At 36.0% G+C, this 16,833-nt stretch carries 13 protein-coding genes and 1 riboswitch; of the genes, 2 read left to right on the top strand and 11 right to left on the bottom strand.

All coding sequences use genetic code 11. The annotated features are described in order from the left end of the window. Positions 1–69 precede the first annotated feature (69 nt). From NST60_RS12535 to tenA, 10 genes are all read right to left on the bottom strand, one after another. Positions 70–2,346, bottom strand: coding sequence for a glycoside hydrolase family 65 protein (locus NST60_RS12535; protein ID WP_016202628.1), 2,277 nt, complete (start codon positions 2,344–2,346; stop codon positions 70–72). Between the two features lie 12 nt (positions 2,347–2,358). Then, complete coding sequence (locus tag NST60_RS12530) at positions 2,359–3,231, bottom strand: DUF1189 family protein (protein ID WP_169189433.1); 873 nt, start codon at positions 3,229–3,231, stop codon at positions 2,359–2,361. Positions 3,232–3,453: 222 nt separating this feature from the next. Beyond that, entirely contained in the window at positions 3,454–4,290 is an 837-nt protein-coding gene (locus tag NST60_RS12525; protein ID WP_016202630.1) for a sugar ABC transporter permease, read from the bottom strand. Between the two features lies 1 nt (position 4,291). Further along, a complete protein-coding gene (locus NST60_RS12520; protein ID WP_016202631.1) occupies positions 4,292–5,593 on the bottom strand; it encodes a sugar ABC transporter permease in 1,302 nt (433 codons plus the stop codon). 234 nt (positions 5,594–5,827) lie between these two features. Continuing rightward, positions 5,828–7,084, bottom strand: a complete 1,257-nt coding sequence (locus NST60_RS12515) for an extracellular solute-binding protein (RefSeq protein ID WP_169189434.1) — start codon at positions 7,082–7,084, stop codon at positions 5,828–5,830. Between the two features lie 281 nt (positions 7,085–7,365). Beyond that, positions 7,366–8,799: a PTS system trehalose-specific EIIBC component gene (gene treP / locus NST60_RS12510; protein WP_016202633.1), complete on the bottom strand. Its 1,434-nt coding sequence runs from the start codon at positions 8,797–8,799 to the stop codon at positions 7,366–7,368. Positions 8,800–9,115: 316 nt separating this feature from the next. After that, positions 9,116–9,850 (bottom strand): energy-coupling factor transporter transmembrane component T family protein, encoded by a 735-nt coding sequence (locus tag NST60_RS12505; protein WP_040343132.1) that lies wholly within the window; start codon positions 9,848–9,850, stop codon positions 9,116–9,118. Beyond that, positions 9,816–11,432 (bottom strand): ABC transporter ATP-binding protein, encoded by a 1,617-nt coding sequence (locus NST60_RS12500; RefSeq protein WP_341099841.1) that lies wholly within the window; start codon positions 11,430–11,432, stop codon positions 9,816–9,818. The genes NST60_RS12505 and NST60_RS12500 overlap by 35 nt, the downstream gene beginning before the upstream one ends. After that, positions 11,410–12,006, bottom strand: coding sequence for an ECF transporter S component (locus NST60_RS12495; RefSeq protein WP_016202635.1), 597 nt, complete (start codon positions 12,004–12,006; stop codon positions 11,410–11,412). Before NST60_RS12495 ends, NST60_RS12500 begins: the two co-directional genes overlap by 23 nt. Continuing rightward, positions 12,003–12,689 carry a thiaminase II gene (tenA, locus tag NST60_RS12490; RefSeq protein WP_016202636.1) on the bottom strand — a complete coding sequence of 229 codons (687 nt, stop codon included), beginning with the start codon at positions 12,687–12,689 and terminating at the stop codon, positions 12,003–12,005. The genes NST60_RS12495 and tenA overlap by 4 nt, the downstream gene beginning before the upstream one ends. Before the next feature lie 139 nt (positions 12,690–12,828). Next, positions 12,829–12,928: riboswitch (TPP riboswitch) on the bottom strand. A 380-nt stretch (positions 12,929–13,308) separates the two neighbouring features. Between tenA and NST60_RS12485 the strand changes: the two genes are divergently transcribed. Beyond that, entirely contained in the window at positions 13,309–14,259 is a 951-nt protein-coding gene (locus tag NST60_RS12485; RefSeq protein ID WP_016202638.1) for an L-lactate dehydrogenase, read from the top strand. Positions 14,260–14,300: 41 nt separating this feature from the next. Here the strand turns inward: NST60_RS12485 and NST60_RS12480 are convergent, their stop codons facing one another. Then, complete coding sequence (locus NST60_RS12480) at positions 14,301–14,630, bottom strand: MGMT family protein (protein WP_101729948.1); 330 nt, start codon at positions 14,628–14,630, stop codon at positions 14,301–14,303. Between the two features lie 787 nt (positions 14,631–15,417). On the opposite strand from NST60_RS12480, the gene NST60_RS12475 reads away from it, so the two are divergent. Next, positions 15,418–16,548 carry an NAD(P)/FAD-dependent oxidoreductase gene (locus tag NST60_RS12475; RefSeq protein WP_224428308.1) on the top strand — a complete coding sequence of 377 codons (1,131 nt, stop codon included), beginning with the start codon at positions 15,418–15,420 and terminating at the stop codon, positions 16,546–16,548. Positions 16,549–16,833 lie beyond the last annotated feature (285 nt).

Below are 16,833 nucleotides of genomic sequence, written 5' to 3'. Positions count from 1 at the left end.
CACCGCTCTCCCCATGGAAAGTGAAGGGTATTTAGGCTGCGGGTTTTTAGCAACAAACTTTATGAAACATCATTTCTTACCAACATACTCTTTTTCAAGTAATACAGCTTTTCCATATAACTCAATTTCTATCGCCTTACCAGATAAAAGCTCTAGTTTTACATTCTCAGAAGTTGTTGTTACTTGAATTAATCGATTGCGATAATTTATTGTAAACGAGTAACTATTCCAGCCTTTAGGCACAAATGGAGCAAAGGAAAGGGTCCCTGTTGCCGAGCGCATTCCAGCAAATCCATGCACAATAGCTAGCCAGCTTCCTGACATACTAGTTATATGCAGTCCATCTTCTGTATCGTTATTATAATTATCAAGATCTAGTCTTGCTGTTCGCTGATACATCTCATAAGCCTTTTCTTCTAAGCCAATTTCTGCTGCTAAAATAGAATGAACACAAGGTGAAAGACTTGATTCATGAACAGTCATTGGTTCATAAAAATCAAAGTTACGCTTTTTCTCTTCTAAGCTAAATTCATGATTTAAGAAGTACATTCCTTGTAAAACATCAGCCTGTTTAATGAAACAAGAACGCAAAATTTTGTCCCAAGACCAATTTTGATTAAGTGGTCTTTCTTCTTTTAAGAGTGTATCCGCAGAACGTAGATCTTTATCTAAAAATGTATCATGCTGTACAAAAATTCCTAATTCGTCATCAACTGGGAAATACATTTTATCAATGATTTCCTGCCATTTTACTAATTCGCTTTTTCCAATGTTTAAATCCGTTTTTCTTTTTGGAGCTGCCTTTTCCAGTAATTCTAATGTGTATTTTAATGTCCATGTAGCAATTTTATTGGTGTACCAATTGTTATTTACATTATTCTCATATTCATTTGGTCCTGTTACACCATGCATCATGTATTGATCATTCTTTTTCGAATAGTGTACACGATCTGCCCAAAAACGGCTGATACCTACTAACACATCTAATCCTTCATTTAATGCATAGGTTTCATCACCTGTATACGTTGAATAATTAAAAATGGCATGGGCAATGGCACCATTACGGTGAATTTCTTCAAATGTAATTTCCCATTCATTATGGCACTCAACACCAGTGAAAGTTACCATAGGATATAATGCCCCTTTAAGCCCTTGCTGTTTTGCATTATGTTCTGCACCAGGGAGCTGTTGACGGCGATAACGCAATAGCTGTTCTGTTACTTTGGGTTCTGCAACAGCTAAATACATGGGTACAATATATGCTTCTGTATCCCAGTAGGTTGCACCACCATATTTTTCCCCTGTAAAACCTTTTGGTCCTACATTTAGACGAGCGTCCTCGCCATAATAGGTAGAGAATAATTGAAAAATATTGAATCGAATTCCTTGCTGTGCTTCTTCGTCTCCATCAATTTGAACATCTGCCTTTTCCCAGCGAGCTGCCCATGCGGCAATATGTTCTTCTTTTAAAACAGTATATCCTTTTTCTCTCGCTTGTTTTGCTAACATATCAGAAACAGTTGCTAATCTTTCCTCTTCCCAATCACGAGAAGTGGAAATAGCGACATACTTCTGAAGATGGATAGTTTCTCCTTGATTAAGCTTATTGTTATATGCATTGGCAACATACATTGGCCTTTCATTATAAGAAGTTACTTCTAGGTGATTAATTGTATTAACCATAGAAGCAGATACCGCAAATCTCGGTGTTCCAAAAGGATTATCAACCGTTTTGATTATTAGGTTACCTGAATTAACATCTACTTTTCTTCCAATTTCTCCCCAGAATTTCTCCTCATAGTTGGAGTCTTCATTTGTCACATCACCATCTAAATACGGGATTAACTCAATTTTATGTGTTCCCGTTAATGCTGTTACCTTAATGTCTATTGCACAAATTTCCTTAGATGCAATACTTAAGAAGCGTTCAAACTCAAAGCGAATTTGTTTTCCTCCTTTTTGAAGGATAAAGCTCCGTTTTAAGATTCCTTCCTTCATATCTAGTTCAAGGTGAAAATCAGTGATATTTTCTTTATATAAATCTACTTTCGTTCCATCTATATAAATATCGACACCGATGAAGTTAAGAGCATTAATCACTTTACCAAAGTATTGAGGATAGCCATTTTTCCACCAGCCAACTCTTGTTTTGTCTGGAAACCATACACCTGCAATATACGTACCTTGATGGAAATCTCCAGAGTAGCCTTCTTCAAAGTTACCACGCATCCCCATATATCCGTTTCCAATGGAGGTTAGACTTTCCTGCAATCGCTTCTCTTTTTTTTCCAACTTATTTGATATTAGCTTCCAGCTGTTTATTTCGAAAAGACGCTTATTTGACATAATCTTCTCTCCCTATGCTTTATCTGAATCTGCCTTTAATCCTTTTTCTTTAAAACCTGTTCTAAAAAATGCAAATGCAATCATTAATACCGTTCCAAGCCCTTGGATCATTATTAAAGTTGCAACATCAAATTGAATAAATCCATAAATGATCGCTAAGATGGTCGGTAATCCTGCTGCATTAAGGACAATCGTTGCTGCCTCTTTAAAGGTTCTTATATCCGTAATATTCGATTTCTTTGTTAACCACAATACAAGTGACATAAAGAGAAATTGCAATACATTCATTGCTATATATACACCAGCTAGTAATAGTAACAGGATTGGTAGAAGAAATGCCTTGTTCTGCACATACCATAAAGTACCGATATATTGCAGGACATCTTCCTTGTTTTCTATTTTGAAAGGATATTTCTCCTCATTTTTTGGGTAATACAATTGAAATCCAAATCCATTTTCTTCGGCAATTATTGCATAGTCTTCTTTAAAAACAATGGCATTGGCATATCCCTTTATACTAAATGTCTGATTTTCGCCAGTCATTTGATATTTATTGTCGTTATCAATTGCAATGACATTCCCATCTGTTTCTTCTGTATATTGACTATCTATTCCCACTAACTTTCCATCTTTCACTTGCTTAGAGGACAAAGCTTCTACAAAGTTATCTGTGATTAATTCGGCTGTCCGTGGAAACAGAAACTCAAATGGGAAAGTCGTTAATTTTGCCATTTGAATAGAGGTCGGCATCATCATACATGCAATTAAGAAAATAAAAAGGAAGATCATTTTTGGCCATGTTAATAGATTCTTACCCTTAAATACATTTGTCGGTGTAATGATAGACTTGAAATATTGCATCAAAAATGGTTCCGATTTCTTCATTGTAATCCCACTCTCTTACTTCATTAAATATGCTTAATTGGTTTTTTATATAACTTTACTCTGTTTGCGAATATTGCATCTGTTTTCCGAGGTGACAGTTCGACTCAGTATGGCGAACTGTCGCCTCTTCAAACTAGCATAATTTCACTTTCAAATAACATTTATTTATCTATATTAGAACACTTTTTCCTGGGTCTTGCTTTTCAGCCATGTTTTTTCTACTTATCCTTTCGAACCACCGCTAGTTAAACCAGAAACGAAGTTCTTTTGTAAGAAGAAGAATAAAACAACTATTGGTAACGCTGCTAGTACTGCTCCTGCTGCGAACAAGGCTACTTTTTGTTCTCGTGGGTTAGAGATTAACGTTTGCAACCCAACTGCTAATGTTAATAATTCGTTGGAGCGTAATAAGAACTTAGATAGTAAGAAATCATTAAATGGTGTCATAAATGCCCATAATGCCTGAACTGCAAGCATTGGACGTACCAATGGTAAATTGATTTGTACAAAGATTCTTAAGTGGCCAGCTCCGTCAATACGTGCACTTTCGTCAAATTCACGTGGAATCGTATCAAAGTATCCTTTCATTAACCATACGTTCATTGGTATTCCACCGCCGATGTAGATTAATGATAATAGCCAATAGGAATCAATTGCTCCAAGAACCGTTGCTAATACGTAATATGCTGTTAATGCTGCCATTGTTGGAACCATTTGAATAACAAGGAAGAAAATTAAGCTATATTTTCTACCAACAAAGCGATAACGACTGAATACATATCCAGACAGCGTTACTAAAGTTACTTGCACAATCATTACCGCAATAGCGATAATAATCGTATTTTTATACCAGCTTAAATAGTTGGTTTCGCTGAAAAGTCTTCGGAAATTATCTAGTCCCCAGTTTGCATCTAATTTCAACGTAAATGCCGCCATATTAGTTGCTTGAAACGCACTTGAAGCTGTTACCAATAATGGGTAAATGATTACTATTGATAGGATTCCGAGAAAACCATACGTTAATATTCTATTTATAAGTCGCGATGATCTCATGCTCATCCTACATCATCTCCTCATTGCCAAAAGCATTTGTTTTCTTAAACGTTATGAGTGATACCGCAATAACAATTGCAGAAATTATCAATGTTACCGCTGCTGCGACTGCATATTGTGGTGCCTGACCTGTTGTTAGCTTATAAATCCAAGAAATTAAAATGTCTGTTGATCCTGCATTCCAGCCGATACTTCCCGGACCACCTTCATTAAATAGATAGATGATAGAGAAGTTATTAAAGTTAAATGTATATTGTGTAATCATAACTGGCGCTGTCGCGAATAAAATCATCGGTAATGTAATATTACGGAATTGCTGTAAAGCAGTTGCTCCATCAAGGTTTGCCGCCTCATATAAATCATCTGAGATAGATTGCAATACACCTGTTACCATTACGAAGATATATGGGAACCCAAGCCATCCTTGAATCATAATAAGTGCTGTCTTTGTCCAAGTAGCATCTGTTTTCCAAGAAATTGCCGGTATATCAATGAGCGGCAAATGATTAATCAGTGGAATTACTTGTGCGTTAATAGCACCGATACTGTCATTGAACATATTAGAGAAGCCCATGATAGAAATAAATGCTGGTACAGCCCATGGTAATAAGAATAAAATTCGGAAAAATGCTTTACCTTTCACATGCTTCTGATGCAGCACAACAGCAGCAACGACACCAAGAACGATTTGTAAAGTAGTTGCGCCAAATGTCCAAATCAATGTCCAAACGAGAATTTTCATAAATGTTGCACGGTAAGAACTTAAGAAGAAAATATTTGTAAAGTTCTCAAAACCAATCCAATCAATTAGTTTAAATGGTGGTATATGTTGAAAATCATAGTTTGTAAAGGCAATAAATAATGTAACTAGTACCGGGAAAATAATGATAAAAGCCATTAATATATAAGATGGGAATATAAAGATATAAGGGAATCCTTGTTCCCAAAGATTTTTCAAAATCTCAAGCGTTTTCGTATTAATTTTTTCTCCTCTATCTCTTAAAGCCCCTATTTTACGTGCATCTAGGATATTAAGTATATAGAAGAAGAGAAAGATAACGGATAAGATTAACTGCAATGTTCCTTTAATCATTAGGAATAACGAGTGATCATCACGAGGTACACTTCCTAATGTTATTAAGCCTTCTAAAGCCTGAAATCCAGTTAGCGCCATCTCTATTGCAAAAACTAAGAAGAGAGCAAAAAAGACTATTCCTTTAAAAGCTTGTTTATTATAAAACTGACCTAACCCAGGAATAATGGATAACAGGGATGCTTTCTTTTTATGATTTGTTTCATTTCGACTCATTACGGGCTATCCCCTTTCTATAAATTGCATAATTGTTGCATTCATGGTAATTTATTGATTTACCTAAAGAAATCATCACTCGACCAACTTTTTTTGATAAACCAATTCGGTTTTGAAAGCATTTTCAATGCAAACGATTGCGTTAAGTAAAGAAGAAATTTCTAATTATCAACTGTGATAATTAGAAATTTCGACTGAAGGGAGTAGAATACCTCCCTTCATTTAGATTATTTATTAATATTTTTGTTCAATAGATTCTTTAATATTCTTCACTGTGTCTTCTGCAGATTGTTCAGGTGTTTTTGCGCCAGAAACTGCATCAAACATTAGATATTGTCCGCCATCCCAAACTTCTGCCATTTGTTGAATATTAGGCATTGGCGAAGCGTTTTCAAAGTTTGCAATAACAGCTTGCGCTAATTCGTTATCTGCAGGAACTGCTTCACGTGCGATAGTGTTTGCAGGAATTTCGTTTGTAGCTTCAAAGAATTTTGTTGAATTATCAGCATTACCAACATACTCTAACCATTTAGCAGCTAATTCCGGATCTTTTGCATAAGAAGAAGCTACCCAAGCTTTTCCTCCACCGAATGCAGCGAATTTTTCACCATTTGGTAATGTTGGGATTGCACCAACTCCATAGTTAACACCAGCATCTTTAAATGTAGATGCCATCCAAGGGCCATCAATAATTACAGCAGTTTTACCAGTAGTAAACATTTCCGTAATGAAGTCACCAGAACCAGTTACGTCTTGCATACCTTTTGGCCATTGATCATACCAAGTTTTTGCATATTTAATTGAATCAATTGTACCTGCATTATTTAAACCAATATCAGTTGGATCTGTTCCTTCGCTTCCAAATGCATATCCACCATATCCAGCAATTAAACCATAGCTAAAATAGAAGTCTGTCCATTTTGCTAAGAAAGCAGTGTTCTTGCCAGACTCAGATGCGAATGCATATTTGCTATCTTTTGTTAATGCTTCAACTTCTGAGAAATCTTTTGGCATTTCGTTAATTAAATCTTTATTATAGTAACCAACTAATGTTTCGATTACAAATGGTGTACCATATTGTTTTCCGTCAAAAGTTACTAGCTTTTCTTCTGTTTCAGTAATTCCTTCTGGTTGAGTTGTTACTTCAGCTAAATGACCTTGGCTACCCATTGAACCAACGCGGTCATAAGGAACGATAAATACATCTGGACCAGTTCCAGCAGGACCATCTAATGCTAATGCATCTGCTTGATCTGTCATTGCCATCACTACTACTTTTACTTCTGCATTATTTTCAGATTCAAAATCTCCTTTAATGCTATCAATATATTTTTTATACCCATCGCCATCTACTGACACTGTTAATGTTTGTTTTCCGTCAGAAGATCCGCCTTTTGAACTTACTTTCGTATCATTGCCGCCACAAGCGGTTAAAGAGAATGCAGTAAGTAATGCTACTCCTGACATTAATAGTTTTTTATAACTCATCATAAAATTTTCCCTCCTTGTTTATCTCACATTCTTATTGTAGAATTGAAACCGTTTCAATGCAATCGCTTTCTCTGTGTTACCGATAACAGAATGTAACATCAAAACACAACAATGTATAAATTACCCTATTATTGGGTAAATATCCATATTTCCATACGAATTAACCGTAATGGGCTTAGAGTCTTAGAGAACGTCCACCTACCTCCACATGAAAAACAAATGAAAAGAGCCATAACCATCCCTCTTTAAGCGAACAGTTCTGACTCTTAATTAGTGAGGTTTTATCCTCTTACTCTTTTTAATGATACTTTCCCCATATTAAGTTTAGAAAAAACAATTGTTAGGATAAATGGTATAACAATTGCCAGTACCATTGCTATTAAAAATGTAAGCATATGTTCCGCTTTGATAGATAAAAATCCTGGTATTCCCCCTACCCCGATAGAATGAGCCATTACCCCTGATCCAACTGAGATAACTGCTGCAACCATCGAACCGATCATGGCTGCTAGGAAAGGGAAACCATATTTTAAATTAATACCAAACATGGCTGGCTCTGTAACACCTAAGTAACACGAGATTGCTGCTGGAACTGATACTTGTTTTTCTTGTTCATCTTTACGATTTAAATAAATCATTGCTAATACCGCTGACCCTTGTGCAATATTTGATAAGGCAATCATTGGCCATAAGTTTGTTCCGTCAAATACACTCATTAATTGTAAATCAATTGCATTTGTCATATGGTGTAATCCTGTAATTACAAGTGGTGCATAAGCAAAACCAAATACTGCTGCAAATAACCATCCTAAAGAAGAAGTTAATCCAGAGTAGACTACATCAGAAATGACAGAACCAATCTTCCATCCGATTGGACCTAGTACTGTATGCGCAATTAATACGGTTGGTACTAATGCGAAGAATGGTACAACAATCATCGAAATGGCATTCGGAATAATTTTACGCAAACGTAACTCTAGGAATGATAATAATAAACCTGCTAAGATAGCGGGAATCACTTGCGCTTGATAACCAATCATGTCAACTTGAGCAAACCCAAAATCCCAAAATGGAACTTCTTCTGCTCCTGCTACTGCATAGGCATTTAATAATTGCGGTGATACTAATGTAATCCCTAATACGATTCCAAGAATTGGTGTCGCACCCATTTTTCTTGCTACTGCCCATGTAATTCCGACAGGCAAGAAGTGAAAGATTGCTTCCCCTATTAACCACAAGAAACTATTTGTTCCGGCCCAAAACTGGGATACTTCTACTAATGTTTTTGTTCCGTCTTCCATTAATTTGATTTCGCCAATAACATTTCGGAAACCAAGAATTAATCCTCCAACTACGATTGCCGGAATCAACGGTGTAAAAATATCTGCTAAATGAGCAATCATTCTTTGCAGGAAATTCATGTTTTGTTTTGCAGCCTTTTTAGCTTCATCTTTAGAAGTATCACTTACTCCCGCAATCGAGATAAACTCATTGTAAAAAGATGAAACTTCATTCCCAATAATAACTTGGAACTGACCTGCTTGTGTAAACGTTCCTTTTACAAGCTTCATTTTTTCAATGCTGTCGATATCAGCCTTGGATGGATCATTTAAAACAAAACGCATTCTTGTTGCACAGTGTGTTACTACGGAAATGTTTCCGCTTCCACCAACATGTTCAAGAAGTTCTTTTGCTTGTTCTGTGTATTTTCCCATCATTCTTCCCCCTTTTGCCTTACTCTCATGTATTAATCAATCAATTATAATTTCTATTGCATACCCAAAACCTGTATATACAAGTTTTGATTACGTTTTCATTATAGTTGTATATACAGGCGGTGTCAATACAATAAAAATAAATATTTTTGCATGGCTAAGAAGAATTATTTAGGGAACAGAGAAAGTTCACTCCTTCATCAAGTAGCTCTATTGGCATCATTAAAACAAAAAAAACAGGCCCTTACAATCTATTCATTACAAGGCACTAAAATGCTATTGTAATGAATATTGTATGGACCTGAGAATTTAGTACTTACACAAATAGAGCAATGAAAATTCCAATAAGTAACATCATACTACAATAAAAATAATCAAATAAAGTGATATATGTTTTTTGATAATACGTTCTATCTTTCTCTCCTGTAAATCCTCTTACTTCCATTGCTATGGCCATTTGCTCTGAACGACGGATTGCTTGTGTTAGCAAGGGAACTGCATAGCGAAAGAAAGCCTTCCAAGTGCCACTATGTTTATATCCTCTAATCCGATGGGCTTCCTTCAGTTGCGCTAGGTCTGATTGGAACATTGGAATACAGCGAAAGCCAGCCATCATTCCATATGCCCATTTCGGTGATAATTTCCATTGGTGGATAAGGCTCATCATTAATTCATACAAGTTAGTAGTAGTTGTAAAAAGTAAGCCAATCGTAACGAAGGCAAGCATTCTCATCGAGATAAGCAAACCACTTCCGATACTTTCTTCCGTTACTTGAAACCAAGCCCATTTCCAAACAACCGTTTCCCCTTTCCCAAATGCGGCTAGCATCCAAAACGTAAGCACAAAGAAGATAGAATAAGGAAGCAGAACCTTTACAAGAAATTTCCCCTTCCATCCTCCGAGCGTTAAACCAAGGATGAAAACATATATCCAAATAGCTAACGTAGAAAGCGCACTTTGAATCGTCATCAAAATAACCATTAGCAAAATATGGGTCATTAGTTTCATCGCTGGGTTAAGATGTGATAGATAAGACTCGTTGCTTTTGATTGTCTTCAACCTCCTTTAAATCAGCGATTAATTGATAGTGGATAGGAGGTATAATAGCTAGCTTCTTACAAAGCTCTTGATTGGAAAAAAGAAGATATGGATGGTCAGCATAAGCTTGATTCTTTTGATGTAAAACAACAACTTTATCTGCATATTGATCAACAATATCCATATCATGTGTAACCATAATAATAGAAGTTCCTTCCCTCTTTCTCTTTTCAAGCACTTGCAATAAATCATGTGATGATTTCGCATCTTGCCCAAAGGTAGGTTCATCTAATAAAAGAATATCTTGATCTAATAACAGCATCGTAGCTACACTCAATCTTCTTTTCTGTCCAAAGCTAAGGGTAAAGGGATGTTGATTTTGATAAGGCTCTAAACCAAATTCCTTCAAAAGCTCTGTAGTGCGTTTGTTAATGTCCGTTTCCTTCCATTGATATTGAATACCAGAAAACGCAATTTCACCAAAGACCGTTTGATTAATAAATTGGAGCTCTGGATTTTGGAATACGAAACCTAAGTGCTGATATAAGTCTCTATCTCGCCACTTTTTTAGTTCCTTTCCATGAAAGCGGATGTCTCCCTTTTTGCTCTTTTTAAGATGAGCGAGCATTTTCAAGAAGGTACTTTTCCCCGTACCATTATTACCAATAACAGCAATCCATTCTCCCTTATTCACAGTAAGATTTATGTTTTCTAATATAGTTTCTTTAAAGTAAGCAGCTTCTAAATGATTTACTTCAAGAACTGGATCGTATAGCTTTCTAGAATCTGCCGTTTCTTTTCTGATTTCATATTCTTTCAGTAATGCTATTTTTTTTGGATGATCTTCATTTTGAAGGATATCCTCCCATTTATGAGGGTATATTTGAGGAATCCATATACCTGCCTCTTGCATCTCTGGTTTATGCTGATTAAGAATCTGTTCAGGTTCGCCGTCAGCAATTATCTGTCCTTTTTTATCCAAAAGAATGACACGATCCATCCATTCTATGCAGCCATCTAACACATGCTCGACCATAACCATTGTTTGCCCAGTTCTAGTTGCAGTATTTTTTATCACCTCAAAAACTTCTTTTCGACCAGAAGGATCTAACTGTGCTGTTGGCTCATCCAAAAAAAGTACTTCTGGCTCTAACGCTAATAAACAAGCTAAAGCGAGTCGCTGCTTCATGCCACCTGAAAGATTGGCTATAGGAGTATGCGGCTCAATCGTTAATCCAACGGTTTGGAGAAGCTCCAAAATGATAGCATCCATTTCTGCCCTAGGTACTTTTCGATTCTCCAAGCTAAAAGCAATTTCTTCCTCTACATGTTCCATGCAAAACTGTGTGTCAGGATTTTGGAAAAGGACACCGACTCTTTTTTTCCTAATGACTTCTCCTGAAACACTTGCTTCTATATGTTCAGGAATGATGCCGGCTAAAACAGATATTAGCGTAGATTTCCCGCTGCCACTTGGACCTAGGATCAATACTTTTTCCCCTTGATTAATATGTAGTGACACTTCTTTGAGGATAGGTTCCTTATCCTCAAAGAAGCGCACAGATAGATGGTTACATCCTAACAATGAACTCATCATTAGACTCCTTCTTTCGATTCGATCTAGAAATAGCATAACCATTTAAAACGCCTGTTTTACCAAGCCCCTCAACAATCGCTTTCGCTAATAATCCCCCTAAAATCAATCCACTGATTACTTGAATAATAAAGGTAAGAACGAGTGTCGTCGTCGTATAATAGGAAAAACCATTTGCTAGAATGCTATATAGCATACTTCCACAAGCAGCTAAAGCGCCGGAAAGCATTAAAACAGATACATGATATTTTTTATAGCGGAATATCGCGAATGCAATTTCAGCACCAATTCCTTGGAATACGCCAATTAACAACGCTGATAAGCCAAAATGACTGCCAATTAAAAGTTCAACAGAAGCTGCAACTACCTCGGCAATTAAGGCTGCGCCTGGTTTTTGCAAAATATAGGCAACAATCGGGCTTGCAATAACCCATATTCCAAACATAAAGTTAGCACCGACTGGACCAACTAATGCTGAAATCGGGAGCCATAAAGTGGACCACCCCATATAAAGAACACCACATGCTACCGCAATTACTACTAATAAGACAACCTCTTTGATTTTCCAGTTCATACTGACACCTCAAGCGTTTTTACTGGCCATTCCTCTAGGTTATAAGCCATATCCCAAAACTTGTATTCTAGTTGACAGCTTAATAGAAAATATTCCATTAGCTTTTCTTTCTGCGCTTCATTAAGCGTTTCAGCAATTTCGTCTAGTCGCTGGCAAAATGGTGTAGTGACAGTCATTGGGCCATCTCCATAAAAGTGAATCCAGTCATAAAAAGGATGGGCACTATCAGGGTTAACCTCTTCTAAAAGCTTTTTACCGATTTCCACATATGTCCATGGGCAAGGTAAAAGCACTGCTAAAATATCGGCAATATCACCTTGCTGTGCAACTGTAAGCATGTGACGAATATAGTGATGTGCAGACGGAGCTACTGGAAACCCTTGTAGATCTTCATATTTAACACCTGCTACTTCACAAAAATTATTATGTGGATGTATTTCGCTATGTAGCACAAAAGATATTTGATTATTAAAAAGTTCGATATCTCTTCTATTCGAACTTTTTGAAATTGCCAAACCATAAATTTTCATAAACGCATTTAAATACTCAAAGTCTTGTTTCACATAATGGATAAGCTGTTCTTTCTTTAAATCACCCTTTCCAATTCCTTGAACAAATGGATGTTCCATAATTGCCTGAAAGATTGGTTCTGCCTGCTTACGTAATTCTTGTGAAAAACTCATTTGATTTCCTCCTTCTTTGGTCCTTATGACCAACCATTAAGATTTTTTCATGAAAAGGAAAACATGGAGCAACTTTGATATGCAAAAAAGCCACTCCAAAAATGGAGTGGCTTATATATGAATAAAATAACACTACTATTCTATGCCGACTCCACTTTCCTACGCTAGTATGAACTAGATCAGGTTCAAAGGGTCCAAGTATTCTTGTCTCAGCCAATAAGGCTCCCCTAGTGGATTTTCCTATTCAATTACTTAATACATTACCGAAAGTCTATAATTTTTGTCAATCATTTTTCACATATTCTTTTTGATAATTCTGTTTATCCCCTATTCTTAAGGGGAATAACTTTAATGAAATTCTGATTATGTATGCTGTATTTCCCTTTACTTTTAAAGAAACTTTCACAAAATCGACATATTCATGTGATGTTTTTCACATAATTTAAGTATATAATCACTATATAAACAGTAATAACATTTTACAAAAGAATGAATTTTAAGATACTATGGAGAAAAGTAGAAACAAAGTAAATTATTAACGAATCTTGTTCTCCATTTAGTAATGAAATAGCTTTAAATACTATTAATCTATTAAATTAGAAAAAGGAGTTGCAATAAGATGAAACAGCAAAATATTAATCGAGTAGTTTTAATTGGTACAGGTGCTGTAGGATGCAGCTATGCCTACTCATTAATTAACCAAGGTGTTACCGAAGAACTTGTTTTGATAGATGTAAATAAAGAAAGAGCAGAAGGGGAAGCAATGGATTTAAATCATGGTATCCCATTTGCCCCTGCACCGACAAAAGTATGGGCTGGTGACTACGCTGACTGTGGTGACGCTGATTTAATTGTCATCACTGCAGGTCTTCCGCAGAAACCAGGTGAGACTCGTTTAGATTTAGTTGCGAAAAATACAGCTATTTTTAAAAGCATTGTAAAAGAAATAACTGCTAGTGGGTTCGATGGTATTTATTTAATTGCAACAAATCCAGTTGATATCCTTACTTATGTAGTTTGGAAAGAATCTGGGCTTCCTAAAGAGCGAGTAATCGGTTCTGGGACTACATTAGATTCTGCACGTTTCCGCTATATGCTAGGTGAGTATTTCGATGTAGATACACGCAACATACATGCTGCTATTATTGGAGAGCATGGAGATACGGAGCTTCCTGTATGGAGCAGTACAACGATTGGCTTAGAAAGCATTGAAACAAAGCTAGCTAAAAATGACAAATACTCTCAAAAAGACTTAGATGAACTTTTCATTAATGTTCGAGATGCCGCTTATCATATTATTGAGCGTAAAGGCGCCACTTATTATGGAATCGGAATGTCACTTGTCCGAATTACAAAAGCGATTCTCGGAAATGAAAACTCTATCTTACCAGTATCTGCATATCTTGATGGCGAATATGGTCATAAAGACATCTATATTGGTGTTCCTGCAATTATTAATCGCCAAGGAATTCGTGAAGTACTTGAGCTAGAACTAAATGAAAAAGAAACAGAACAATTTAATCACTCTGTTGAAGTTCTTAAACAAACAATGGAATCTACCTTAAATTAATAGATAATAGAAGCCTATTACTATCAACGTATAATAGGCTTCTATCTATTTTCTTCATCCAATAGATGGAGTGGCTCGTAACCGTACTCTATTAAGTTAACAAATCCATTTTCCGCAAATATAATCCCCTCTTTTTCTAACATCCTTCTTTGAAGTTGTCCATGTTCACCTGGTAATCCAATGCATCCTTTACTATTAAGTACCCGTTGCCATGGTAGTTGATATTTTTCCGATAAGGTATGAAGAATCCTAACAACTTGTCTCGCACCCCTTGGACTTCCAGCTATAGCAGCTATTTGTCCATATGTCATTACTTTCCCTTCTGGAATATCTGCAATGATTTCAACTACCTTTTTTGTAAAAGGTCTCATCTTCTTACCTCCTCTTATATATAGACCATTCTAACAAAATTTTTGTTAGAAGTTACTTTTTCCTTCTTATTAGAGATAAAGATTATACCAATGAAATTTCATAAAAAAAACGAGGCTGGGACAAAACTAAATAGTTAATCTGTAAAGACGAACAATCTCTAGTTTAGCTCATAAATAAAGGTTACTTTCCTATACTGATTATTTATGTTTTTAACTATAGTCAAGTGTGAAAATTAATTCGTTCCATTGCGCTACAGACACACGATTCGCCGGGGAGCAACCTAAGCCTCCTCGGCAAAAGCCTGTGGGGTCTAAAGATTGCTCTATTTCCCGCAGGAGTCGAGTGTCCTCCGCTCCATTGCACTCCGTTTTTAAAGGCTAATTCCTAAAGTAATATTGTTTTTTCAAAAAAATGAATTAGTAGGAAATATGGAGCAGCCTGAATACACGTAGACTCCTGTGGGATTAGCGAGACAGCCTGAGACCCTGCAGGCCAAAGGCAGACCGCGGCTCAGCGCGAGCCCCATGGAAAGCGAAGTGTATTCAGGCTGCGGGTAATAACAGCTGAAACAGCTTTTTTACAAGCCGATTAAAAAGCCAAACTATCATACAAATTTTCGTGTAATTGTTTGGCTTTAACTTTGGCTGGAATACTTATGTCCCAGTCTCTTGTCTTTTTATTATTATTGTAAATTTTGTTGTATCAACTGATTGGTTTGTGTTTGCGTTTGGGTGTAGGTTGTAATCTGCTTATTAATCTCCTTCTTATCCAACTTTAGAAGAGGACATTACTTGTGACGTACTTATTATTGGAGGCGGAAGTTCCGGAGCTCAATGCGCTCACTATTTAAGTGAAGCTGGATTAGATGTGGTTGTTGTTGATAAAAGAAATATAGGTGAAGGCAGTACTTTGACAAACACTGCCTTAATACAGTATTTAGGAGATAAAATGTTATTTGAGCTAGTAAATACTTTCGGAGAGGAAACAGCAATCAAGCATACTAAGCTTTGTGAGGAAGCAATTCGTGATATAGAAGCTATTTCTACCAAGCTTGAGATCCCATCTGATTTTGTCCGCCGCGATAGTCTTTATTACGCTAGCTATGAAGAAGATACAAAAAAAATAGAGGCGGAATACTATTATTTAAACAAACATCAATTTCAAGTATCTCTATTATCTTCTGATGAAATTTTTAAAAAATATGGTTTTTATAAACATAAAGCATTGTACATAAATAACGATGGGGAGATTAATCCATACAAATTTAATCACGGACTAATTCAACACGCTCACCAAAAAGGGGTTCGGGTATATGAAAATACACGTATTAATGGAAAAAAACTAACGAACGACCAAGCAATTTTTTATACCGAAAACCAGCATTCTATAACTGCTAAAAAGGTAATTATGGCAGCCGGATATGAAAATCTAGAATTTAAGAAAGAAAAGAATAGCTTATTATTAAGCTCTTATGTTGTTGTTACCAACCCAATCGATGATTTTTCTTCATGGCATAAAAGAATATTAATATGGGAAACAGCTCGTCCTTATATTTATATGAGAACAACTTTAGATAATCGCATTATCATTGGCGGCCTGGATGATAATACTACTAATCCTGAGGACAGAGACTCTAAGATCATGTATAGAAAAGAAAAACTTATTGCAGAATGTAACAAGCTTTTTCCAAAATTAGATATAAAGGCAGAATATTACCTCGGTGCCTTTTATGGGGGAACACATGACGGATTGCCGCTTATCGGCGAATACGAGGATTTTCCTAATTGCTACTTTTTAATGGCTTATGGAGATAATGGGTTAGTTTATAGCATGGCTCTTGCAAAGATACTAAAGGATATTCTTACAAAGGGCACTCATCCTGATTATGCCATTTATAATAGAGTAATGAAGAAATAAGTGAGCTTTAGTTCAATTAGGGCCTACTTAAAGGAATAGAAGAAAAAAAGGTTGGGACATATCTAAATAGATACTCTGTAAAGACGAACAATCTCTAGTTTAGCTAGTATATAGCTGCTGCTTTTGCATACTTTTTACAAGAGGAAATATAATTAGTTGGTTAAACAGAGCATTCCGGTTGCGAGGAATCGCACCGAACTTCATGGAAATAACCTTTTAAAAACAAATAAAAACCCAAACAATTATACGGAACTTTCATTAGCATGTTCGTATAATTGTTCGGAT

The sequence above is a fragment of the Niallia sp. FSL W8-1348 genome (assembly GCF_038006745.1).
In the GTDB taxonomy this organism is placed as follows: domain Bacteria; phylum Bacillota; class Bacilli; order Bacillales; family Cytobacillaceae; genus Niallia; species Niallia alba.
The sequence above is the reverse complement of the archived record's forward strand: the minus strand, read 5'-3'. Positions and strand labels throughout refer to the sequence as shown.

Bases quoted from the DNA above. Each gene is read 5' to 3' on its own strand.
- NST60_RS12480 (WP_101729948.1), bottom strand. From the start codon at position 14,630: ATGAGACCTTTTACAAAAAAGGTAGTTGAAATCATTGCAGATATTCCA.
- tenA (WP_016202636.1), bottom strand. From the start codon at position 12,689: ATGAGTTTTTCACAAGAATTACGTAAGCAGGCAGAACCAATCTTTCAG.
- NST60_RS12525 (WP_016202630.1), bottom strand. From the start codon at position 4,290: ATGAGCATGAGATCATCGCGACTTATAAATAGAATATTAACGTATGGT.
- NST60_RS12485 (WP_016202638.1), top strand. From the start codon at position 13,309: ATGAAACAGCAAAATATTAATCGAGTAGTTTTAATTGGTACAGGTGCT.
- NST60_RS12520 (WP_016202631.1), bottom strand. From the start codon at position 5,593: ATGAGTCGAAATGAAACAAATCATAAAAAGAAAGCATCCCTGTTATCC.
- NST60_RS12500 (WP_341099841.1), bottom strand. From the start codon at position 11,432: ATGAGTTCATTGTTAGGATGTAACCATCTATCTGTGCGCTTCTTTGAG.
- NST60_RS12495 (WP_016202635.1), bottom strand. From the start codon at position 12,006: ATGAACTGGAAAATCAAAGAGGTTGTCTTATTAGTAGTAATTGCGGTA.
- NST60_RS12530 (WP_169189433.1), bottom strand. From the start codon at position 3,231: ATGAAGAAATCGGAACCATTTTTGATGCAATATTTCAAGTCTATCATT.
- treP (WP_016202633.1), bottom strand. From the start codon at position 8,799: ATGGGAAAATACACAGAACAAGCAAAAGAACTTCTTGAACATGTTGGT.
- NST60_RS12535 (WP_016202628.1), bottom strand. From the start codon at position 2,346: ATGTCAAATAAGCGTCTTTTCGAAATAAACAGCTGGAAGCTAATATCA.
- NST60_RS12515 (WP_169189434.1), bottom strand. From the start codon at position 7,084: ATGATGAGTTATAAAAAACTATTAATGTCAGGAGTAGCATTACTTACT.